Source organism: Domibacillus robiginosus, assembly GCF_000966195.1.
GTDB classification, from domain to species: Bacteria; Bacillota; Bacilli; order Bacillales; family Domibacillaceae; genus Domibacillus; species Domibacillus robiginosus.
In genome coordinates this window covers 32,362-55,700 of record NZ_LAHL01000011.1, presented here as the reverse complement: position 1 = coordinate 55,700, position 23,339 = coordinate 32,362, and the positions used below count along the sequence as shown (strand labels likewise).

The following is a 23,339-nucleotide window of genomic DNA, read 5'->3' as shown; positions in this document are numbered from 1 at the left end:
TTTTCGTTCTCATGGGTAAACACTCCTCTTCAAATTTTTGATCGTTATGCTTCGTTATTTTTATAAGCTGGTGCAGGCAGCGCTTTTGTACGAACCCCTGATGACGGGGTATCCGCTGCTTGTTTGTGTTTGTCGTCGTTTTTAAATTTATCTACCAACTGCTTTACAACATTTCCCCACTGCACCGCTTGGGAAATTTTGTATTGATTTTTTTCCACTTGTGAGGCAACTGTTGTTGTTACTTTTTTCAATGAATGGTTTAAGTTATGGACGGACGAGCCAACATCCTTAACAGCATAAACCACTGTATTTAGCTGCTCGGTTTTATGCTGAACATCTTCAGCCAATGCATTTGTTTTATGTAACAGTTCAGCCGTTTCTGCCGTCACATCTTTTAATTGCCCTTCCAGGCGGTCAACTGTACGGGATAGCGTATCAAGCGTGTTATCAACCGATTTTAATGTTTTGGACAAATTGATGACCAAAATTAAAAATGCGATGGCCGCGACTGCCGCACTTAAGTAAAGAATAATTTCCACTCCAGGACACCTCCAACGTTTGTTTATGTAATAAAATTACCCAGTGCCTATAATTATAAACACTAATTTTATTATTTCTTTTTTTACAATTAAATTTCCTGCTTTTTGCACAAATTTTCGGGAAATCGTACAATAAAAAGGATTAGGAGGATGATTTTATGAAAGATTCACGTATTCAAACACTGGCTGCTAATTTGATCCAATATTCTTGTCAAATTAAGCCTGGGGAAAAAGTTTTAATTGAGAACTTTGGACTGCAGCGTGAACTAGTCACCGCGCTGGTAGAAGAAGCCTACAAGGCTGGAGGCTGGCCATACGTGCTGTTAAAAGACCACAGGGTAGACCGTTCTCTTTTACTGGGCGCACAGGAGGGCCAGTTTGATTTAATGGCTGATTTTGAAGCAAACGTAATGAAAGAAATGGACGCCTATATCGGTCTCCGGGCCGGTGACAATATAAATGAGCAGGCGGATGTGCCGGCAGAAAAAATGAAAATTCACGGCAATACAATCGGTAAAAAAGTTCATCGTGACATTCGTGTTCCCAAAACAAAATGGGTTGTTCTTCGCTATCCAACCTCTTCTATGGCACAGCTGGCTAAAATGAGTACAGATGCGTTTGAAGATTTTTATTTTGATGTATGCAATCTGGATTACAGCAAAATGGATGCAGCGATGGAGCCGCTTGTGGAACTGATGAATCGTACGGATCAAGTACATCTGAAAGGTCCCGGAACAGATTTGACATTCTCTATTAAAGACATTCCAGCAGTTAAATGTGCGGGTCATCTGAACATTCCAGATGGTGAGGTTTACACAGCGCCTGTCCGCGATTCTGTGAACGGGGTTATTTCTTATAACACGCCTTCTCCTTATAATGGTTTTACCTTTGAAAACGTAAAGCTGCGATTTGAAAACGGTAAAATTATTGATGCACATGCAAATGATGTGAAACGGATCAATGATATTTTTGATACAGACGAAGGAGCTCGTTTTATTGGGGAATTTGCCATCGGTGTGAATCCGTATATTCTTCATCCCATGCAGGATATTTTATTTGATGAAAAAATTGATGGAAGCTTTCATTTTACACCTGGTGAGTGCTATGAGAATGCTTACAATGGCAACCATTCAAATATCCATTGGGATCTGGTTGTCATTCAGCGCCCAGAATATGGCGGCGGTGAAATTTGGTTTGATGGTATGTTGATTCGTAAAGATGGTCGGTTTGTTCTTCCAGAGCTCGAAGACCTCAATCCGGAAAACTTAAAATAAATATGGACTTGTTTACAAAAAAACCTATTGCCGAAATCGGCAATAGGTTTTTTCATTAAGCAAGCTGTTCTTCGTAAGCAGCTTGAAACTTTTGAATATCACCAGCACCCATAAAAATCAATACGCTGTTTTCATGCTTGGTTAAAACAGGCGTACCGTCTTCTTTAATAAGCTGCGCACCTGGAATTTTTTCCTGCAGATCTTCAATGGTCAGCTTGCCGTGGTTTTCACGCGCTGAACCGAAAATATCACACAAGTAAACAGCATCTGCTCCATTTAAGCTGTCTGCAAATGCATCGAGAAACGTTTGTGTACGTGAAAAGGTATGCGGCTGGAATACAGCTACAATTTCACGGTTTGGATATTTTTGGCGTGCTGCATTAATCGTTGCACGAATTTCAGTTGGATGGTGTGCATAATCGTCAATTAGCACCTGGCCTCCTACCTGCTTCTCGGAGAAGCGGCGTTTTACGCCAGAAAATGTCAGAAGTCGCTCTTTTACGATGTCTGTGTCAATATCCTCGTAGTGGCATAAGCCGATGACTGACAGAGCGTTTAAAACGTTATGATCACCGTACCCAGGAATTCGGAATGTCGCATAAAATTCATTGCGGACAAACACATCAAAAGTGGTGCCTTTTTCATCAAAAGACGTATTGCGTGCCTGAAAGTCATTTTCATCTCCGAAGCCATAAAAAACAACCGGCACGTTTGCTTGAATGCCCTGCAGATACTCATCATCTCCACAAGCAAAAATCCCTTTTTTCACTTGCATGGCCATTTGTTGAAAAGCAGAAACTACATCTTGAACATCAGCAAAATAGTCTGGATGATCAAAATCAATATTCGTCATAACAGCGTAATCAGGTGAATAAGATAGGAAATGACGGCGATATTCACAAGCCTCAAACACAAAATATGCTGCCTCTTTTGCTCCACGCCCCGTTCCATCTCCAATTAAATAAGAGGTCGGTGCCGCGCCACTTACAACGTGTGCCATCAAGCCGGTCGTTGACGTTTTCCCATGTGAGCCTGTGATCGCTACGCTCGTAAAATTTTGAATAAAATCGCCTAAAAACTTATGGTAGCGGATAACTGGCACATTCATTTCATGCGCTCGTTTAATTTCTTCATGATCATCTCCGAAAGCATTGCCGGCAATAACGGTCATGTTTTCTTGAATATTATCTGCGTTAAACGGCAAAATTAAAATGCCTGCTTCTTCAAGCGCTTTTTGTGTAAAAAATGTTTTTTCTACGTCAGATCCCTGCACAGTATATCCTTTATCGTGAAGAATATGGGCGAGGGCGCTCATTCCAGAGCCTTTTATTCCAACAAAATGATAGGTTGTCATCATTAAACCTCCAGCATTCTCTAGCCTTTTACATGTAGTATATGTATTCCCGCTCCATTTGAAACGGATGGCAGTCAATCATTGCATTTGTCCATTATAGCATTTTTTTCAGAATGTGACTATTCTTCGAAAAAACCGGTGCTTAAGCACCGGCTAGTTCATTCTATTGTTCAAAATAAGCCATAAGCTCTTCTTCAGAAATGAGCACTTCACGCGGCCGTCCGGCCCGTTGACCGGAAACAAGACCTTTTTCCTCCATCATTTCAATTAAGCGGGCTGCACGGTTATAGCCTACTTTTAAATTTCGCTGCAGCATAGAAGTAGAAGCACCTCTCTGGCGGACAACAAGCTCACAGGCTTCCTGAAACAGTTCATCTTCTTCATCATGAACCGCCGCTTTTTGCAGAAGCTCTTCTTGTTTAAATAAATAGTCCGGCTCCTGCTGCGCTTTAGCAAACTGAACAACTTCATCAATTTCCTCATTCGTAACAAATGTACCCTGCAAACGAACAGATTCACTCGCACCGTTGTTTAAAAACAGCATATCACCTCGCCCAAGCAGTTTTTCCGCTCCCACCTTGTCCAAGATTGTGCGAGAGTCAATTTGTGAAGAAACTGAAAAAGCAATCCGCGTCGGAATATTTGCTTTGATCAAACCTGTAATTACATCCACAGATGGACGCTGGGTCGCTACGATTAAATGAATTCCGCAGGCGCGTGCTTTTTGGGCAATCCGGCAAATCGATTCTTCCACATCTCCCGGGGCCATCATCATTAAATCCGCCAACTCATCAATGATAATTACTAGATATGGTAAATGCGGCTCATTAAATTCCGATGCTTTCACTTTTGCATTGTACGAAGCCATGTCCCTTACACCTGCATGGACAAAAAGCTGATACCGCCGCTCCATCTCTTCTACAGCCCATTTCAATGCCGCAGTCGCTGCTTTTACATCCGTGATCACTGGGCTCGCTAAATGCGGAATGCCATTATACGGCGTTAGCTCAACCATTTTCGGGTCAATGAGAAGCAATTTGAGTTCGTGAGGCGCTGCTTTGTACAAAAGACTCACTAAAATGGAATTAATACAAACGCTTTTCCCTGAGCCCGTCGCGCCGGCAATGAGCCCGTGCGGCATTTTTTGCAAATCCAGCACAACCGGATTGCCGGCAATATCAAGGCCCAGCGCAGAAGCCAGCGGCGAAGAATGTGATTGAAAACGGCTGTGACCGATAATCTCACTGATATAAACCGGGCGGCTTTTTTCATTAGGAAGCTCAATGCCGACCACCTGGGTGCCTGGAATTGGTGCCTCAATTCGAATCGTCCGCGCGGCAAGACTGCGTTTAATATCATCTGTTAAACTAACAATTTTGCTCACTTTCACCCCGATCGCCGGTGTGACTTCAAAGCGGGTGATAGAAGGTCCAGTGGTAACTCCTGTTACGTGAGCGTTAATATTAAAGCTTTTTAACGTTTCATTCAAAAGCGCTGATTTTTCCTCTACCCACGTATCATCAGCCGATTTCTGCGCTGGCGGTGTTAAAAACGAGAGCGGCGGACGATTTGTTTTCTCAGGAATCACCGGCCGTTCCTGCACAGCGGGCTTGTCCTTTTTCGCAGCCGGCACGTTAGCTGGAGCTGGAGCGGACTGGGGCTGCTGCTTCAATGCCGGCTTAGGCTTTGCAATCTTCTCACGGTCTTTCTTCAGCATAACAACGTTAAAAGGAGAATGACGCCGTTCTCTCGGCTTTTCTTTTTGCTCAGAAGGAACGCTTTTCTCTGGATAAAGAACGGATGGTTTTTGTAGCGGCGCCTCCTCTTCCTGCTTCGGCTTTGGCACTTCCCGCTTTCGCACCTCCTGTATGGGTGCTTCCTTCTGCCGTTCAAGCGGACGCTTCGCCTGCTCTTTGGAAAACAGCAAAAGGGGTTCATTCACTTTTTCACGTTCTTCACTCCGAACACTGCGCGCATCTTCTTTTGCCGGTCTGGACCGGAACCCATAAATCGGTGAAGGGATCTCTGTTGGTTTAAATGGGCGCGGTGCAACGCGAGATGCTTCTGATGTATTGTACACCGGCTTGTGAACCTGATCACTCTTGGACGACTCAATCGGCGCAGCAGAAGCTGTCTCGCTTCTGCCCAAGCGTGGACGGCGGTGTGGATTTTCTTCATGAGCGGTTCGCTTTACGGTCGGATACCGGTAGGCAACACGCGTAGAAAGCTGCTGTACAGACGGAATAGAAGGAATAGAACGATTTTGCTCAAACAAAGCAGGTGCCGGACGCGGCGGCTCTTCCACTTTTCCCTTTAGCTCTGGCTCTTGAACTTCTTTATCAACTGGTTCTATTTCGTCTTCTTCGATAATTTCAATTTCTTCTCTGAAATAGGAGAGAATTTTTTTAAACATGCTCATTCGTAATCACTCTTTCTCCTTAAAGTCTTTTTCATTGTACCAACTATACACGATTTGTTAACAGAAAAACGAAATTTTGGGAAAATAGATGGGGATGAAAAAGAACCGCCCGCCAAAGACGTTACTCTTTACGCGGACGGTTTTTAGCTAAAATAAAGATTGGTTCAAGGTGTCCTTCTTCGTAGACAAAAGAAAGAGCGGTAATTGGCACACGGCCAGCCGCAAAAAAGCTCATTGCCATTTGGGCGAGTACATCATACCCTGTTTCATTTCGAATGTCTCCGATAATAAGTACATCTCCATGTGGAACAGAAACAGTCATATCTCCTTCTACTTTCTCGCTCATTTCTTTTAAAAACCGGTCATTTAAAATACGAGTTGCATCATAGCCATCATTTGAATTTAAAAAATAAAATACATTTCCGGCTACTGTATCTTGTTTCATTTCAACAGGCAGAGAACGCAGATTAAAACGGGCAATTTCCCGAATCTGTTCCGCTGTCCATTGTTCTTTTGCCATCAGCTTTTCATCAATCAGCCGATAGGTTGTTCCAAGATCAACCGCGTAGTAAATACGGGTTTCCGCTGTGTGTTCATCCCAAAAAAGCGGCACACCTTCCTCTGCCTCGGTTGGAAATGATGCTGCACGGATCACCGGAAAGATTCGTTTTTCTTTTTCTTCTTTTTGCCCGGCTCCATCAATTGCATTTAGAGCTTCATTTACGTAATAAATCGTTTCTTCGGCCGCTTTTTGAACATTCCCCTCAAACTTGGCTAAAATACCGCCAAGTGCCACCGTAACGCCTTTTTTTGTTTCACTGTTTTCGATGCGCATTTCTTCCTTCTCACGGTCGAAAACAATGGTCCGATTCGGCTGTTTAAGTGTTTGTTCCAGTTCTCGTTTTAACTTTATGGTCGACATATCGGCCCCTCCTTATTTAGTATTGCTTGATCGTATCAACGGTTGTCCGGTCCATACTAGTTACTAACCGGAGAAGCAGTTCTTTCGCTGCATCATAATCATCCGTATGAATAATAGATGAGTGCGTATGAATATACCGGGAGCAAATGCCGATTACTGCGCTGGGCACTCCGTTTCCAGTTGTATGAACACGGCCGGCATCTGTGCCTCCAGGAGAAACAAAATATTGATAAGGAACGTTATTTGATTCTGCCGTATCAAGCACAAAGTCACGCATACCGCCGTGTGTAACCATAGAACGGTCGAAAATACGAAGCAGGACTCCCTTACCAAGCTGTCCAAATTCGTTTTTATCGCCCGTGGCATCATTAGCAGGACTTGCATCCAGTGCAAAAAAGATATCCGGGTTGATTAAATGCGCCGCAGTTTGTGCTCCGCGCAGACCGACTTCTTCTTGAACCGTCGCTCCCGAGTAGAGCGTATTTGGCAGCGTTTTTCCATGGAGCTCTTTGAGCAGCTCAAGCGCCAGCCCGCAGCCATACCGGTTGTCCCAAGCTTTTGCCATTATTTTCTTCGGATTCGCCATCGGTGTAAATGGAGATACTGGCAAAATGGATTGACCGGGCTTAATGCCCATGGCCTCTGCATCTGCCCTGTTGTCTGCTCCGATGTCGATTTGCATGTTTTTAATCTGCATCGGTTTACTTCGCTGGTCCTCTGTTAACAAATGTGGCGGTGTCGAGGAAATAACTCCTTCAACCGGACCGTTTTTTGTATAAATGCTTACTCGCTGGGCAAGCATTGTTTGATTCCACCAGCCGCCGAGCGTTTGAAAACGAATCATTCCATTATCTGTGATGGCTGTTACCATAAAAGCTACTTCATCCATATGCCCGGCCACCATGACCCGTGGGCCGTTTTCATCGCCGCTTTTCACACCAAACAAGCTGCCCAGATGATCTTGAATAATGGAATCTGTATAAGGCTCCATTTCTTTCTTTAAAAAAGCACGCACGGCATGTTCATTCCCCGGTGCACCCGGCAGTTCCGTCAGCGTTTTAAACATCTCTTTCGTTTCTTGATTCATCGGCTCCATTCCTCCTGTTTTCTTTTGTTCATTATACCGAAAATGCAGCCTAAGGTGGAATGAAGCGCATTTTAGTTTTCAGTCCTTTTGTTCTCTTGTATACTAAAGAAGCAGTCAACCAGATAAACAGGGGGTTTCAACATGATAAAATGTGATCGAACCGCTTTTTTGATCGGCGCAGCTGCTGGAGCAGCCGCAGCCCTTTTGATTCAAAAACAAACATCCGAATCGATGAATGTTCCACCTGAAAAAGTATTAAAAAAAGTAAAAGATACCTTTAAGCAAAACGGCCCGGTTGATGGGTCCTGGATTCAAATGAAGCCGGAACAAATCGAAAGCAATGGATTTCCCGTGCTTGTTTATAAAGGCGGCATTTCCCGTCCAGGCGAATCCGGAAATACACAATTTGAATTTTCAGCTGATGCAAAAACAGGTACACTTTTAAATGTACAGCCAGTGTAAATAAAAATCCCAAACGGGTCTGGCCCGTTTGGGATTTTTTATGCACGCGGCTGGAATTGAGCTTCTGAACGGTAAATTCGCTGACCTTTCTCCGAGAACTTTTCTTCATATTCCGTCATCACATTTCCTTCAAAGGAGCTGTTGTGAAGATCCAGGCTAACAAACGTTAACAGCATCCCATATTCTGAAAAGCTTTTTAACGAGAATTCAAACAGCCCCTGATTGTCAGTTTTAAAATGCACTTCCCCGCCCTCAGGCATAAGAGATTCATACAGGTTTAAAAATGTCTTATAAGTTAAACGACGTTTGGCATGGCGGCTTTTAGGCCATGGGTCAGAAAAGTTTAAGTAGACGCGGCCTACTTCCCCTTTTTCAAAATAATTGAGCAGCTCTGCCCCATCTACATTAAGCAGTTTCAAGTTAGGAAGATCTGCTTCAATGAGCCGTTCAAGTGCCGTAATAATGACGCTTTCGTACATTTCAATACCGATATAATTAATATGTGGATTTTGTTTGGCCATTCCAGTCACAAACTGGCCTTTTCCTGTTCCTACTTCGATATGGATTGGATTGTTATTTCCGAAGATCTGGTTCCAATGCCCTTTTGCTTCTTCAGGGTTTGGAATAATATATTGAGGATGAGCGCTGATTTTCTCACGTGCCCATGGTTTATTTCGTAAACGCATCTTGCCTGTTCTCTCCATTTCCAAATAAAGTGTGCTCTGCTTCCAGCAGCTGGTGCAAAGAAGCTAGTCCGCGGTTCATCTCATAGAAGCGGGTTTTTTCACGGTTCCATTCAATAGACGAAAGCAGCTGGACAGCTGCATACCATTTCATGCGGTGAAAAAAATCTGGTGTTAATGTTAAACCGTACTGGGTGAGCCACTGAGCCCAGTTTTCTTGTTTCACATAGCCAAACAGCAACGTACCAATATCTACTGCCGGGTCGGCAATCATTGCACCGTCCCAGTCGATTAAAAATAATTCATCTTGATCAGACAAAAGCCAGTTGTGATGATTTACATCGGTATGACACACCACAAATTGATAATCCGGCACATTCGGCAGGCGCTCCTCTAAAAAATGCAGCGCACGGGATACAACAGGATGCGCGGAAATCAAATGGATTTGAGCGCGGACCTCAGATAATGTAGCTGCCGGCAGCACAGGCTGTTTTCCAAGACGTTTAAGCATATTTAAAAGCGGCTTGGATGAATGAATTTTCCCCATCAGCCGGGCAACACGTTCCGATTCCATTTCTTCCGGTCCAAGTTCCCGTCCATTCATCCAATGCTGCGCAGAAATTACATCACCGTTCTCAAGCCGCTTTGTCCAAACGAGTTTCGGGACAATTCCTTCGGCTGAGAGCATGGCAAGAAAAGGAGAAGAATTTCGCTTTAAAAATAGTTCCTGCCCAGCATGACGTGCAAAAAAAGCTTTTCCTGTCACGCCCCCGGCAGGCATTATTTCCCAGTCTCTCCCCAAAAAGTGTTCCAAAAAACTCACCTTTTTCATAAAAAAAAGACAGCAGCCGCTTCGAAAAACAATCGCTGTCTTTTTTATTACTTGTATCGTTCGTCTATCGTCTGACATATTGTATCATGAATCAGCGCATTCGACCAGTTCCTTTATGAAACATTCTATCTGACGTAAACGGCACAACTGAATGGCTCAACTAAAGCATCAGTTTGAACTACGCCAAAAGGCTTTGTCCCTGCTTTTGTGCCCGAAACGATCTGATGCCATTTGCTTCCTTCCGGCAGAGCAAAGCTGGAAGGAGCTTTACCAGCATTAAAACTTAAAACTAAATCATTCCACTCTCCATAAGCTCCGACATCCTTTAGCCAAACCGTTAATGTATCAGCGTTGGCAGGCCATTTCACAATATGATAACAAATGGCTTCTTCTGTTCTTAAGCGGAAAGCACCTGTTGACTTTCGAACATTTAGCAATCCTTTTACATACTGAACATGGTCTATAAATTCACTGCGGCGGCGCCAATCCATTTGATTAATAAGATCGGAGCTTGTGTAACTATTTTCAACCCCATGCTTCGTTCGACAAAATTCCTGGCCAGCATGCAGGAATGGAATGCCTTGTGAAAAAAGCACAATAGCAGTAGCCAGCAGATGCTTTTTCTTGTTCGTTTCCGTATCTCCAGGAAAACATGCTTCAAGCTTATCCCACAGTGTATAGTTATCATGGCATTCTACATAGTTAACAGACTGGGCAGGTGAGTGAAACAACCGATCAACGCCGCTGCATCCAACATTTGCAGTCAACGCAGCAAAGGCGTTATCGAGTCTTTTACTGTTTCCGAATGCAAAGCCGGTTTCAAACAGCTGAAAAGTGCTTCCCTTTACAGAATCACGAAACCGATCATTAAAAAAAGCAACATCTGGCAGCTCATGTTCATTCCGAAGCGCCGCTTTTTCTTCATCCGGCAAGGCAGTGTTTAAGTCCCATCCTTCTCCCAGAAGAATAAGCCCTGGATTATGTCTGCGAAGACGCACAGCTGCCTGCTTTATTGTTTCCACATCAACCAGCCCCATCAAATCAAACCGAAAACCGTCAATGTTATAAGCCTCCATCCAATACTGAAGGGAATCCAAAATAAATTTACGGCCCATATTCCGTTCGGAAGCAAAATCATTCCCGCACCCTGAGCCATTTGATGGCATCCCATCTATTCCCTGACGAAAAAAGTAGCCTGGAACAAGCCGCTCAAAGGAAGAAGTCTCCCGAACAAATACGTGATTGTACACTACGTCCATAATGACGCGAAGCCCTTTTTTGTGGAATGCCTCGATCATTTGCTTTAATTCTGTCGAACGTGCATACAAGTCGGCCGGATTCGAGCTGAAACTTCCTTCCGGCACATTAAAATATAACGGGTTATATCCCCAGTTATAATTGGCATAAAAATCTGTGTCGGATACGCCAAAAAAATCAAAAAACGGCATCAGCTGTACATGTGTGACGCCAAGCGAGGCAATGTAATCAAGGCCGGTCGGCTGTCCATCAGGACTTTGCGTGCCTTCCTCTGTCAGTCCAAGGTATAAGCCGCGGTGCTTAATGCCGCTTTCCCGCTGGCTCGATACATCGCGGATAGATGCCTCATAAATAATGGCATCAAGCGGGGACGAAAACGATGGCAGCGGATAGGTTTCAACCTTCATTTTTTCATCGTTTACAACGCGAGCCCATTCGCTGTGAACTGAGACCATCTTGGCATACGGATCCACTGATTCATGCCATACGTTATTTACCCGTACCTGATAGTGATAAAAATATCCCTCTGCATTTTCATTTAATTCTGCTTCGAAGGTGCCAGAAGGACCCCTTCTCATCGGCATATAGCGAAGTGTGCCTTCTTCCGTTTCCTTAAACTTTACAAACGCTTCCGTCGCAGTCGGCGCCCACACTCGAAAAGCAGTTTGTTCTGGTTTATACATGCTTCCCAATTCACCTTCATAGTAAAAAAGCCGGTCAAATTCTTTTGTACGGACTACGCCGCCTATTTGTAAATCTGTCCGCATCAGGCGCTCATCTAAAATAACATGCTCCCGCCCAAACTCGGGCATTTCCTTTAGCCGGCATGTGTATTTTATTTCAGCACCTAATTCCTGTACACTTACCACTTCAAGTTTTGTCACGCTACTGCCGCTTTCTATATAAAAAGCGGATGATTTCCCTGAGTAGTAATGCTTTGGAAGCAAAACAGCAACTTCTGTGAGCGTATCTAAATAAGCATTAAACGGACGGGTTGAAATCATTTGTATCTTCCTCCTCCCATTCTGGGCGGCGCAGGCTGATCGAATCCGCATGAGCGAGTAATGTTTTTGCTGCTTTTAGCTGAATGGTTTTCAATGGCGAGGACAGCTGCCTCATCTCATGAAACCAATGAGGAAATTCACGCTTATCAATGTAATATATGTCTGCTGGAGCGGCCGGGTCATCAATATAGCCGTTTCGGGATAAAATCGCTTTTCGAATTGGAATATCCACCCCGTGGTGCCCAAGCAGTTTTTTTACAATTGTTTCTGTCCTTGCCAGTGAAACAGCAGGGCTTAAAATTTTAGATTCTTTTTCTCGGAAACGCTTCATCCAAAACCGATCAGATGAGCCGGTAAAAACGGCTTCATCCTGTTCTTCCAAAAACGTCAGACACCAGACATTCAACGGCGTGATCAAGATAATTTCAAGCTCCACGACAGCTTTTTGAAAACGAAAAACCGGCTGATACAGGAGAAGAAATGTATCTGGCAGGCGCGTCACTAAACATTTCAGCTGCTCATCTACGTAGTATTTATGATCAAGCGGTGATTGATGCAAAAGAGTTGAGCTTGCCCATTTTACTTGAAAAGCAAACATTTTATCGATAAAGGCTTTTTTTGCATCCTCTTCTGTTTGTAAATACATGAACTCCGATTCATTTAGCCATAATAATGTCTCATCTTCCTGCGAAGGCCCGGGCTCTGTCTCTACCCGTTTTTCCTTTTTTGAAAACAATCCTCGCAGCAGAGAATGCTTTTGTTTTGGTTCTTCAAGCAGCCAGTTTTCTTCTTCGGCGGGTTCTGTATGTATAAGTCCCGTACTTTGGTGATGCTCCCAACGGGTACGAAACTTTTCCCACTCTCCTTTTTTTAACCGGACATACCTGGCTGGATAGTGAAATGGATCTTGTTCATATCTTGATATATAGTTTTGAAGTTTAATTAACTGCGCCATGGCTCGCTTTCCTCTCCTGACCCGCTTAATAGGCAGGACCATTTTTTCACGTACTTCGGACCCTGTGACCTTTTCGTTTCATATAAAGCAATTTCAGCTGCTGTAAAAAACAGCCCTTCCGGCAAAACAGCAGGCGTGTACGAGTCAGAACCCGCCCATTTCCGCGCAGTAGTAATATGGGGCCGAAACGGCTTTTCGTCGATAGAAATTCCTGTTTCCCGACATGCAGCTGCCACTTCCCTTTGCACATTGAAAAGAACAGCAGGCTCGTTCGTCCTGATCCAGAAAATACGAGGAGACGTTTTTTGACCAAACGTACCAAACGACGTCAGCTTCAATTCAAAAGCAGGAAGGCGTTCTATGTTTTCTTTTATAAGGACGCAAGCTTTTTCAAGATCAGAAAGGGCAGCGGCGCCAACAAATGCCAATGTTAAATGGTAATCCTCCACATGCACCAGCCGTTTAAAAAGTTCCTCTCTTCCTTTCATTTCCTCAGCAATTCTTTTCTTTATGTTGTCAGGAAGAACAAGTGCAAAAAAATAATGTGGCTGCATCCCTTACACTCCTTTTTTTCGGACAATGATTGTTTTTAGTTTACCAAAAACCGAATAGAAAAGTCGCATTTTCTCATTCATGGTATTTCGATTGGAATTGGTCGGATAATGTGATTTAATTAAAAAAAGAAAGGGTGACGTTTAATGAAAGTGGTTGATAATATTGCCAAGCTGATTGGCGACACGCCGCTCATAAAGCTGCAGCGTTTGTCACCTGAAAACGGAGCAGACGTTTACATGAAATTAGAATTTTACAATCCAAGCAAAAGTGTGAAGGACCGTGCAGCTTATAACATGATTATAGAAGCGGAAAAGTCAGGAAAGTTAAAGCCAGGTGCCACGATTATTGAACCAACAAGCGGGAACACAGGGATCGGCATTGCAATGAATGCAGCTGCACGGGGATACAAAGCGGTTTTGGTTATGCCGGATACGATGACTAAAGAACGCATCAACCTTTTAAAAGCATATGGCGCAGAAGTCGTTTTGACGCCTGGAGATGAAAAAATGCCCGGTTCTATTCGCAAGGCGCTCGAGCTGGCTGACACTGTTCCAAACAGTTTTATTCCGATGCAGTTCGATAATCCTGCCAATTCTGATGCCCATCGCGGCACAACATCCTTCGAAATTTCTGAAGCGGTTGGGATGATTGGCAAGCGGTTTGCTGCTTTTGTGGCAAGCGCCGGTACAGGTGGAACCATTACTGGCACGGGAGAAGAGCTGAAAAAACAATTCCCTGATTTAGCTATTCATGTTGTAGAACCGGCCGGATCTCCGGTTTTATCAGGCGGTCAGCCTGGCCGGCACAAGCTAGTTGGTACAAGCCCGGGATTTATTCCTTCCATTTTAAATACACATATTTACGACTCGATTTTTAAAGTTACGGATGAAGATGCTTATACCATTACCCGCCGTCTTGCTGCTGAGGAAGGAATTTTGGTCGGCCCGTCTGCTGGCGCTGCATGCTTTGCTGCTATTGAGGCGGCTAAAGGTTTTACAAAGGATGATATGGTGATTTGTCTCGCTCCAGATACGGGCGAACGCTACTTGTCTACAGATGTCTTTCAGTATGATTAACAAAAGGCTCCAGCTTTAAAAAAGCACCCTGCCTTTAATAGCAGGGTGCTTCAGTGTGTAGACAAAGCTTTTCTCTTTCAAAAAAAGAGCCGATAAGTAGTGTTGAAGCTCAATAAGCCGATGACTGGGTATACATTTCCTCTTTTTTTAAAAAGAAAAAATACGGCCTTATTAGTTCTATACAATCTTGTCGCAAGCCACTTGGCGTCGTCCGGGCAGTGCACGGTTATCAATCATTTGTTTACAGTCTGAAGAACCCTGCCTTCAAAAGCAGGGTTCTTCTTTACTTCTTTTCCCCGGCAAGCTCTACAATAGCACGCGCATAAATAGCAGCTGCCCGGAACAGGTCATCCAAAACGGCATATTCATTTTTTTGATGGGCTACATCAGCACGCCCGGGGAACAGAGCCCCAAAGGCCACACCCGTTTTTAATGCTCGTGCATATGTACCGCCGCCAGTTGAAAGCAGCTCAGCCTTCTCACCTGTTTCCTCTTCATACACTCGCTGTAGTGTTTGAACAAACGGATCGTCCGGTTCTATATAGTGCGGAGGATTATTGTCTACTACTCGTAAAGAAACGTTTGAAAGTGTCCTCTCAAGTTTTTTTATTTCCTCCTCAAATGCAAAGGAAACAGGATAGCGGATATTTACACCTACCTGTGCTGTTTGCTGATTTTCGTAACGGAACAACGCCGCATTTACGGTTACATCACCCATTTCCGGATCGGCAGATGCAATACCCAGCCGGTTCCCACGCGTATCTTCTTTAAAGTATTCCAGGATAAACCGCAAATAAGCATTTGCAGCAGGGTCAACGGCTGCCTCTGCTAAAAAAGCGGCCAGAAGCAAAGCGGCATTTTGTCCATCGTCTGGCTCGGCTGCATGAGCGGATACACCGTTCATCTCCAGAAAAACAATCCCGCCGTCAATATAATAAGAGCCTTCCAGGTTTCGGTCTTTGATATACTCTGTATAATTTTGCAAAAATAATGTATGGTGGTGTTCGATTAAAAGAGCCGCTTTTGCGTAATCAGGAACCATGTTATACCTGCTGCCTGCATGAAACGACTCGACTTGTATAGGAGCTATTCCTTCAGCATCTGGAACGTCTATATTCAATTCAACATCGGCAATTCCTTTTTCTGCAAAAATAATCGGGAAGTCTGCATCAGGTGCAAAGCCGACCCCGGGCATTTCCTCTGTTTTAAAATAATGCTCTACACACTGCCATGTGCTTTCTTCATCAGTCCCGACAATCATTCGGACACGCTTTTTTAAAGGAATCGCCAATTCCTGGATGGTTTTCATCGCATAATAAGCTGCGATAGTCGGGCCTTTATCATCAATGGCTCCACGGCCAAAAATTTTGCCGTTTTCTACTTCTCCCTCAAATGGTTTGTATGACCAGTCATCGCCGGGAGGCACAACGTCCACGTGACACAAAATACCGACTAACTCTTCGCCCTCTCCTATTTCCAGGTGTCCGGCTACGTTTCCTGTATTTTTCACCTGAAAGCCGTTTTTTTCTCCAAGCTCAAGCATAAAGTCAAGTGCCTGCCGCACTTCTCTGCCAAAAGGAGCTTCTTCTGTTACATTCTCACTTTTCACACTCGGAATTTGAATTAAAGCCTGCAAATCCTGGATCAATTCGACTTCGCGCTTTTTTATTTCATTTCGCCAATTAATAGTGCCCATACACATTCCTCCTTTTCTCATTTTACATGGGAAGCGGCATTTTAACCAATTTCTTTACAAAAGATTTATTTTTCAATTTTTTTATCAAAATACGTACATTTTTTCATACATCAGGCATAATATTATTAAAAAAGGGTAAATCTCTTGTAAATTAAGCTCTTTTCCCTAGCATAATCTATATAAATACAGTACACTGTAATTGTCAGACAGTTTAGCGCCTGCCAAACAGGCTGTAAAGGAGATGTCTGAATCAACCTATCATATCATCATTTTATGTCTCCTGCTGTCGTTATGTCTCATGGGAAAAAAGATGAGGGAGTGGTTTTTTGAAGCCTACTACAAATCGAATGCTGACTCGCATAAAATCCATCTATATGTTCATTAAAGAAAATGGAACTGTGACAACGCAGGATATTGTAGATGAATTTGGCATCACCCCGCGAACCATTCAGCGCGACTTGAATGTGCTCGCTTATAACGAGCTTGTTTTTAGTCCAACACGCGGAAAATGGACAACCACGGAAAAAAAAGTTCGGATGACATCATAATGTTTTTATCAAAAAACGGCTGCCCTCTATGGACAGCCGTTTTTTTTCAGTTTTCTTTTAATAAAGCAAGTTCTTCTTCTGTTATTTCCCGGTACTCGCCAAGCTCCAATTCTTCGTCAAGCAAAAGACCGCCCATCGATAGTCTTTTTAAATAAAGCACTTCTTTGCCGACAGCTTGAAACATTCGTTTTACTTGATGAAACTTTCCTTCCGTGATTGTCAGCTCAATTTCCGACTCATTACCTGCTAATAAAATAACAAGGTCTCCCGGCTTTGTATGATAGCCGTCATCGAGCGTTACACCTTCCCGGAACGCTGCCGTATCTTCTTCCGTTACATGGCCATCAATACGAGCAAAATATGTTTTGGGAACATGGTGCTTCGGTGAAAGTAAAGAATGAGACAGCTGTCCATCGTTTGTTAACAGGAGCAGCCCTTCTGTATCTTTATCAAGGCGCCCAACTGGATGCGGATCAAAATGCTTATGCTCATCATCAAGCAAATCAATGACGGTTTCATCCCGCTTGTCCTCGGTGGCGGAAATAACGCCCGCCGGCTTGTTCATCATCAAATAAATAAATTCACGGTACTCAACCGGCTCATCAAACAGCATCACTTCATCTGTATCAGGCTGAACATGCTGCTTTGCATCTTTTGCTACTTTTCCGTTTACCGTTACAGCTCCCGTTTTCAAAAGCTTTTTTACCTCTTTACGGGAGCCGATTCCGGAATTGGACAGCCATTTATCTAAGCGCATTAGCGTAACTCCTTTTATGCTTTTTTCAAGCGTAATTTTCTTTTGATTCCGTCCAGTCTTGAACCAAACACTTCATCCAGCAGACCAAATCTTTGACTGAACGCAAAATAAACAGCTGCTCCACCGCCCGCACAGATCAACGTCATTAACAGAGCTGGACCATCTGACTCTGCTGACAAGACGAAAGACAGCGCCCCATAAAGAGCTATGACAACAACTGCCATCGCTGCGTTGAAACCTGCAATCAACCCCATTTTTTTAGCAAGCGGCCGAAAGGAATAATTGGCGTAAAAACGGATAACAATCAAATTAATAATAATAGAGGTTAAATAACCAAGTGCCGTCGCATAAACAGCCCCTTCTGTTTCAAACAGTTTGATCAGCGGAATATTTAAGGATAGTTTCACTAGTATGCCCGTCAACAAGCTTAAAACCGTAAAACGCTGCTCATTTATTCCCTGCAAAATCGCTGCGGTTACTGAAAATAATGCAAATAAAATCGCAACCGGTGCATAAACCCGGAGTACATCCGTCCCAAGAACACTAGGATCATAAAAAATTGTATAAAGCGGCTTGGCTAAAAGAGCCATGCCGACCGCAGCAGGAACAGTTAAGAAAAGCAGAACTTCAAAGGTTTTGTTTAACTGCTGGGTCACAACATCCATATCTCTTTTAACAAATGAGCTTGTCACCATCGGCACAAGTGTCATGGCAAAAGCAGTAGCAAGCGATACCGGAATAATCACAAGCTTTTGCGTGCTGAAATTTAAAATACCAAATGCTGATACTGCCTGGTCTGCTAAACCGATTTGAGACATTGCTTTAGAAAACGTCACCTGATCGATAAGCTGGTAAAGAGGAATGGCAATTCCAACAAAAATAAAGGGAATCGCATAAACAACAATTTCTGAATACATGCTAAACAAGGAAACATTCGCCTGTCCCTTATCTTGCTCAAGCAGCTTGTCCAAATGCTTTTTTCGTTTAAAAAAGTATACGTATAAAACAAGCAGGCCAAATACTGCACCAATAAATGCTGCAAAAGTTGCTACGCTGATTGCCGTAACAACCGATCCATTCATGATGTATATGACCACATATGCCCCTGCTAAAAGAAAAACAATCCGGGCAATTTGTTCCACAACTGTCGAAACAGCTGACGGCCCCATCGATTGATGACCTTGGAAAAAGCCCCGTGTAATACTCATAAATGGAACAATGATAAGGGCGAAGCTGACTGCACGTATAACGGTAGTGACGTCCTCAATCGTATAAGTCGTCTGCTCCCCATTTAATGATAATTTTGCAAAGAAAGGCGCAAATGAATACATCACAAGAAAAGCCGCAAAACCAGTCAGAAGCATAATCACTATTCCAGATTTAAACAGCTTCCTGCCAACCGCATACTCTTCAATTGCATTATATTTTGCGATGTATTTGGAAACAGCAAGCGGGATACCGGCAGTTGCGATGCTGATAAAAATCGTGTACGGCACGTAGCCATAACTATACAGTGCTGCCGCATCTTCCCCCCCGATAATACTGTAAAACGGGATAACATAAAACAAGCCAAGAAATTTAGATATAAACGTGCCAAGTGTGAGGATAAACGTTCCTCTTATTAAATTGGATGACATACAGGAATCCCTCTTTTTCTCAATTAAACATCACTTGCTAGTTTACCTCTTTCTTTCGTGTCTGACAATTTTTTTCGCTATCTGCTATAATGAACGAAGTTTGAACAATGAGGTGACTATATGTATGATGTAATCGTCGTGGGCGGCGGGCCAGCCGGCTTGATGGCAGCGATTGCCTCCGGCCGGGCAGGCGCACGCACACTGCTTATTGACAAAGGGCGCAAGCCGGGAAACAAGCTTCAAATTTCCGGCGGCGGCCGCTGTAATGTAACCAACCGCCTGCCTGTAGAGGAAATTATCCGGCATATTCCCGGTAACGGGCGCTTTTTATACAGTGCTTTTTCTGTTTTCAGTAATGAAGACATCATTCGTTTTTTCGAACAGCTCGGTGTTAAGCTGAAGGAAGAAGATCACGGACGCATGTTTCCAGTCTCAAACCGGGCGCAGGATGTTGTGGAAGCGCTGCTCGGTGAATTAAAGCGGCTTCGAGTTGACATGCGCCTCAGCTCTCCTGTTGAAACGCTGTTGATGGACGAAGAATATATGCGCGGGGTCCGTTTAACCTCCGGCGAAGAAATACGCTCAAATGCCGTTGTTCTCGCAACAGGCGGAAAAGCGGTCCCGCAAACGGGTTCGACTGGCGATGGCTATCCATGGGCTCAGCAGGCAGGGCATACTATTACAGAATTGTTTCCAACAGAAGTACCTATCACATCAAAAGAACCGTTTATTTCAAACCGTTCTATGCAGGGGCTCGCTCTTCGTGATATCGGTTTGTCTGTGCTCAATAAAAAAGGAAAAGTACTTGTCACGCACCGAATGGATATGCTTTTTACGCATTTCGGTCTGTCTGGTCCTGCTGCCCTGCGCTGCAGCCAGTACGTCGTGAAAGAAGGCAAGAAAAATGGCTTTCCGGTTCAAATGGCCATTGATGCGTTTCCCGATGGCAACGAGCATGATGCTGGTGTTGTCATCCGCAAAATGATGAAAGAAGAGCCGAAAAAAGCGGTGAAAAACAGCTTGAAAAAAATGGTACCAGAGCGATATTTGCACTTTTTGCTCCAGCAGGCCGGCATCGACCTTGAAACACCTGGAAACGGTCTGTCGGAGGCGTCTATTCGTGAACTGGCTTCTCTTTTAAAATCATTTAAACTATCAGTGCATGGAACATTGCCGATCGAAAAAGCATTCGTAACCGGAGGCGGCGTCTCCATCAAAGAAATCGAGCCCAAAACGATGGCTTCTAAAAAGAAAGACGGGTTATTTTTCTGCGGAGAAATACTCGACATTCATGGATACACCGGCGGCTATAATATTACAGCAGCACTTATTACTGGACATATTGCCGGCACGAACGCAGCTGCAGTTCGATAAACGATTTTCCACAAAAAAAACTGTGCGGAGCAAGTCCGCACAGTTTTTATTTTTTTGGCGCTGTTTCGCCTGTATAATTTAGCATGCCGCCTGTCATGTTTGTGGCTTTATAGCCGTTTTCAATCAGGAAGCGGGCCACGTTCTCAGAACGTACACCTGAGCGACATACAATAACGTAATTCGTTTCTTGATCAAGACGATCCAGTTCACCAGGAATAGTTCCCATGACAATATGTTCCGCCTCCGGGATCATGCCTTCTGCAACTTCATCCTCTTCACGAACGTCGATTAGCGCTAATTTTTCGCCGTTCTGGAGTTTTTGACGTACTTCTTCTGCTGTAATTGTTGGAATCATTTTGATCATCCCTTCAATATTAATTCGCTACTACGTTTACAAGCTTGCCCGGTACGGCGATGACTTTGCGAATGGTTTTACCAGCCAGCTCCGCTGCAAACTGCTCATCCTGCATAGCAAGCTCTTCCATTTGTTCACGCGTCGCATCTTTTGCTACCATGCGTTTCGCTCTTACTTTTCCGTTCAGCTGCAACACAATCTCTACTTCGTCGTCAATGAGTTTTGACTCATCAAATTGCGGCCATGCTTCGTACGTTACGGTACCATTATGGCCAAGCTTTTCCCAGAGTTCTTCCGCCAGATGCGGCGCAAGCGGTGACAGAAGCTTTACAAAGCCTTCTGCGTATTCTGTTGGAATTGTTTCAGCTTTATTAGCTTCATTCACAAATACCATCATTTGCGAAATGGCCGTGTTAAAGCGAAGACCTTCGTAGTCTTCCGTTACTTTTTTGACAGTCTGGTGATACACCTTCTCAAGCGCTACGCTGCCTTCGCCTACTTTCGGCGTTAATGAACCATCATCAGTCACAAGCAAACGCCAGATGCGGTCAAGGAAGCGGCGTGCTCCTTCTACACCGTTCGTGCTCCAGGCAATCGACGCTTCAAGCGGCCCCATGAACATCTCGTAAAGGCGAAGCGTGTCAGCACCATGGCTTTCCACAATTTCGTCCGGATTGACGACGTTGCCTTTTGATTTACTCATTTTTTCATTGTTTTCACCGAGGATCATACCCTGGTTAAACAATTTTTGGAACGGCTCTTTCGTATGAACCACACCAATATCATACAACACCTTGTGCCAGAAACGTGCATATAACAGATGCAGCACAGCATGCTCTGCTCCGCCGATATAAATATCAACCGGCAACCAGCGTTTTAAAAGTTCTGCGTCGGCAAGTGCTTCTTTGTTCGTCGGGTCGATAAAACGAAGGTAGTACCAGCAGCTCCCCGCCCACTGTGGCATCGTGTTTGTTTCTCGGCGGCCTTTTTTACCTGTTTCCGGATCTACTACATTGACCCAGTCTTCGATAATCGCAAGCGGTGATTCTCCCGTACCAGATGGACGAATTTCTGTTGTTTTCGGTAATACAAGCGGCAGCTCTGATTCCGGTACAGCTGTTGTTGTCCCATCCTCCCAGTGAATAACCGGAATTGGTTCACCCCAATAACGCTGACGGCTAAACAGCCAGTCGCGAAGACGGTAGGTTACTTTTTTCGTGCCAATGCCTTCTTTTTCGAGCCAGGCGATCATTTGCACAATCGCATCTTCTTTGTTTAAGCCGTTGAGGAAGTCTGAATTAATATGCTCGCCGTCTCCTGTGCAGGCTTCTTCTTCTACATTTCCGCCGGCTACCACTTCCTTGATTGGCAAATCAAATTTCTGCGCAAACTCATAGTCACGCTCATCATGGGCTGGAACCGCCATGATCGCACCCGTACCATACGTGATGAGTACGTAGTCCGCAATCCAGATCGGCATTTTTTCTCCGTTTACCGGGTTCACGGCATAAGCGCCTGTGAAAACGCCGGTCTTGTCTTTGGCAAGATCGGTCCGTTCAAGGTCGCTTTTTGATTTGACACCATCAATGTATTGCTCGACGGCTTCTTTTTGCTCAGCCGTTGTAATTTTTTCAACAAATGGATGCTCGGGAGCCAAAACAGCGTACGTCGCTCCGAACAGCGTGTCTGGACGCGTTGTGAACACTGTAAACGTTTCATCATGGCTATCAATATTGAATGTCACTTCTGCTCCTTCAGAGCGGCCAATCCAGTTACGCTGCATATCTTTAATGCTCTCCGGCCAGTCCAGTTCATCCAAATCTTCAATTAAACGGTCCGCATAAGCGGTGATTTTAAGCATCCATTGACGCATTGGACGGCGTTCAACCGGATGGCCGCCGCGTTCTGATTTCCCATCAATGACTTCTTCGTTTGCTAAAACAGTTCCCAATGCCGGGCACCAGTTAACCGGCACTTCATCTACATATGCGAGTCCTTTTTTATACAACTGAAGGAAAATCCATTGTGTCCATTTATAATAATCCGGGTCTGTTGTATTGATTTCACGATCCCAGTCATAAGAAAATCCAAGTGATTTAATTTGACGGCGGAAGTTATTAATATTTTGTTCTGTAAACTCAGCCGGGTCATTTCCTGTATCAAGCGCATATTGTTCTGCTGGCAGCCCGAATGCATCCCATCCCATCGGATGAAGAACATTGTAGCCCTGCATACGTTTAAAGCGGCTTAAAATGTCTGTTGCCGTATAACCTTCCGGGTGCCCAACGTGAAGCCCCGCGCCTGATGGATATGGAAACATATCTAGGGCATAAAACTTCGGCTTATCAGAATCGTTGTTCATTTTAAACGTTTTATTTTGTTCCCAGTAGTGCTGCCATTTTTGTTCGATCTGTTTGTGATCAAAATTCATGTTGAAACCTGCCTTCCGTTTATGTACTGCCGATCGAAAACCCAATACGCCGCGCTTTGCGGTCCGCATAATAGGCACTAATAGAAAACTCCTGCCCAGCGAGTGGGACAGGAGAGGCTTTT

General features: G+C 44.2%; 20 protein-coding genes. 5 read left to right on the top strand and 15 right to left on the bottom strand.

The window, feature by feature from the left end; genetic code table 11:
• Nucleotides 1-44: 44 nt before the first annotated feature.
• The gene (locus VP97_RS07405; protein ID WP_050181103.1) at nt 45-539 is read right to left on the bottom strand and encodes a DUF948 domain-containing protein; all 495 of its coding nucleotides are present in this window, start codon (nt 537-539) and stop codon (nt 45-47) included.
• 158 nt (nt 540-697) lie between these two features.
• On the opposite strand from VP97_RS07405, the gene VP97_RS07400 reads away from it, so the two are divergent.
• On the top strand, nt 698-1,813 hold the full coding sequence (locus VP97_RS07400; RefSeq protein ID WP_050181102.1) for an aminopeptidase: 1,116 nt from the start codon (nt 698-700) through the stop codon (nt 1,811-1,813).
• 55 nt (nt 1,814-1,868) lie between these two features.
• Here VP97_RS07400 and murC read toward each other — a convergent pair whose 3' ends face one another.
• The 4 genes from murC to VP97_RS07380 form a co-directional block, all read right to left on the bottom strand.
• Nucleotides 1,869-3,167: a UDP-N-acetylmuramate--L-alanine ligase gene (murC, locus tag VP97_RS07395; protein ID WP_050181101.1), complete on the bottom strand. Its 1,299-nt coding sequence runs from the start codon at nt 3,165-3,167 to the stop codon at nt 1,869-1,871.
• 163 nt (nt 3,168-3,330) lie between these two features.
• The gene (locus VP97_RS07390; RefSeq protein ID WP_050181100.1) at nt 3,331-5,586 is read right to left on the bottom strand and encodes a DNA translocase FtsK; all 2,256 of its coding nucleotides are present in this window, start codon (nt 5,584-5,586) and stop codon (nt 3,331-3,333) included.
• 121 nt (nt 5,587-5,707) lie between these two features.
• Nucleotides 5,708-6,508 carry a DUF1444 domain-containing protein gene (locus tag VP97_RS07385; RefSeq protein ID WP_050181099.1) on the bottom strand — a complete coding sequence of 267 codons (801 nt, stop codon included), beginning with the start codon at nt 6,506-6,508 and terminating at the stop codon, nt 5,708-5,710.
• Nucleotides 6,509-6,524: 16 nt separating this feature from the next.
• Nucleotides 6,525-7,595, bottom strand: coding sequence for a M42 family metallopeptidase (locus VP97_RS07380; protein ID WP_050181098.1), 1,071 nt, complete (start codon nt 7,593-7,595; stop codon nt 6,525-6,527).
• A gap of 141 nt (nt 7,596-7,736) precedes the next feature.
• Between VP97_RS07380 and VP97_RS07375 the strand changes: the two genes are divergently transcribed.
• On the top strand, nt 7,737-8,057 hold the full coding sequence (locus tag VP97_RS07375) for a PepSY domain-containing protein (RefSeq protein WP_050181097.1): 321 nt from the start codon (nt 7,737-7,739) through the stop codon (nt 8,055-8,057).
• Between the two features lie 38 nt (nt 8,058-8,095).
• Here VP97_RS07375 and trmB read toward each other — a convergent pair whose 3' ends face one another.
• The 5 genes from trmB to thpR all read right to left on the bottom strand — a co-directional run bounded on the left by trmB (nt 8,096) and on the right by thpR (nt 13,342).
• Nucleotides 8,096-8,743 carry a tRNA (guanosine(46)-N7)-methyltransferase TrmB gene (gene trmB / locus VP97_RS07370; protein ID WP_050181096.1) on the bottom strand — a complete coding sequence of 216 codons (648 nt, stop codon included), beginning with the start codon at nt 8,741-8,743 and terminating at the stop codon, nt 8,096-8,098.
• Nucleotides 8,727-9,554, bottom strand: a complete 828-nt coding sequence (locus tag VP97_RS07365; RefSeq protein ID WP_050181095.1) for a phosphotransferase family protein — start codon at nt 9,552-9,554, stop codon at nt 8,727-8,729. Before VP97_RS07365 ends, trmB begins: the two co-directional genes overlap by 17 nt.
• Nucleotides 9,555-9,697: 143 nt before the next feature.
• Complete coding sequence (gene pulA, locus VP97_RS07360; protein ID WP_050181094.1) at nt 9,698-11,833, bottom strand: type I pullulanase; 2,136 nt, start codon at nt 11,831-11,833, stop codon at nt 9,698-9,700.
• The gene (locus tag VP97_RS07355) at nt 11,811-12,788 is read right to left on the bottom strand and encodes a hypothetical protein (protein ID WP_050181093.1); all 978 of its coding nucleotides are present in this window, start codon (nt 12,786-12,788) and stop codon (nt 11,811-11,813) included. Before VP97_RS07355 ends, pulA begins: the two co-directional genes overlap by 23 nt.
• Nucleotides 12,776-13,342 carry an RNA 2',3'-cyclic phosphodiesterase gene (gene thpR, locus VP97_RS07350; protein ID WP_050181092.1) on the bottom strand — a complete coding sequence of 189 codons (567 nt, stop codon included), beginning with the start codon at nt 13,340-13,342 and terminating at the stop codon, nt 12,776-12,778. Before thpR ends, VP97_RS07355 begins: the two co-directional genes overlap by 13 nt.
• Before the next feature lie 144 nt (nt 13,343-13,486).
• Here thpR and cysK point away from each other — a divergent pair, with 144 nt between their 5' ends.
• On the top strand, nt 13,487-14,419 hold the full coding sequence (gene cysK / locus VP97_RS07345) for a cysteine synthase A (RefSeq protein ID WP_050181091.1): 933 nt from the start codon (nt 13,487-13,489) through the stop codon (nt 14,417-14,419).
• A gap of 283 nt (nt 14,420-14,702) precedes the next feature.
• Here cysK and pepV read toward each other — a convergent pair whose 3' ends face one another.
• On the bottom strand, nt 14,703-16,115 hold the full coding sequence (pepV, locus tag VP97_RS07340) for a dipeptidase PepV (protein ID WP_050181090.1): 1,413 nt from the start codon (nt 16,113-16,115) through the stop codon (nt 14,703-14,705).
• Nucleotides 16,116-16,441: 326 nt separating this feature from the next.
• Between pepV and VP97_RS07335 the strand changes: the two genes are divergently transcribed.
• The gene (locus VP97_RS07335; protein ID WP_045851690.1) at nt 16,442-16,663 is read left to right on the top strand and encodes a DeoR family transcriptional regulator; all 222 of its coding nucleotides are present in this window, start codon (nt 16,442-16,444) and stop codon (nt 16,661-16,663) included.
• Between the two features lie 46 nt (nt 16,664-16,709).
• Here the strand turns inward: VP97_RS07335 and VP97_RS07330 are convergent, their stop codons facing one another.
• On the bottom strand, nt 16,710-17,420 hold the full coding sequence (locus VP97_RS07330) for a pseudouridine synthase (RefSeq protein WP_050181089.1): 711 nt from the start codon (nt 17,418-17,420) through the stop codon (nt 16,710-16,712).
• A gap of 14 nt (nt 17,421-17,434) precedes the next feature.
• Nucleotides 17,435-19,057, bottom strand: coding sequence for a putative polysaccharide biosynthesis protein (locus VP97_RS07325; RefSeq protein ID WP_050181088.1), 1,623 nt, complete (start codon nt 19,055-19,057; stop codon nt 17,435-17,437).
• A gap of 120 nt (nt 19,058-19,177) precedes the next feature.
• Between VP97_RS07325 and VP97_RS07320 the strand changes: the two genes are divergently transcribed.
• Entirely contained in the window at nt 19,178-20,431 is a 1,254-nt protein-coding gene (locus tag VP97_RS07320) for a BaiN/RdsA family NAD(P)/FAD-dependent oxidoreductase (RefSeq protein ID WP_050181087.1), read from the top strand.
• Nucleotides 20,432-20,477: 46 nt separating this feature from the next.
• Here VP97_RS07320 and VP97_RS07315 read toward each other — a convergent pair whose 3' ends face one another.
• Together VP97_RS07315 and leuS are read right to left on the bottom strand one after the other, a co-directional pair.
• A complete protein-coding gene (locus tag VP97_RS07315) occupies nt 20,478-20,786 on the bottom strand; it encodes a rhodanese-like domain-containing protein (protein WP_172656744.1) in 309 nt (102 codons plus the stop codon).
• A 19-nt stretch (nt 20,787-20,805) separates the two neighbouring features.
• Nucleotides 20,806-23,217, bottom strand: a complete 2,412-nt coding sequence (leuS, locus tag VP97_RS07310; protein WP_050181306.1) for a leucine--tRNA ligase — start codon at nt 23,215-23,217, stop codon at nt 20,806-20,808.
• Nucleotides 23,218-23,339 lie beyond the last annotated feature (122 nt).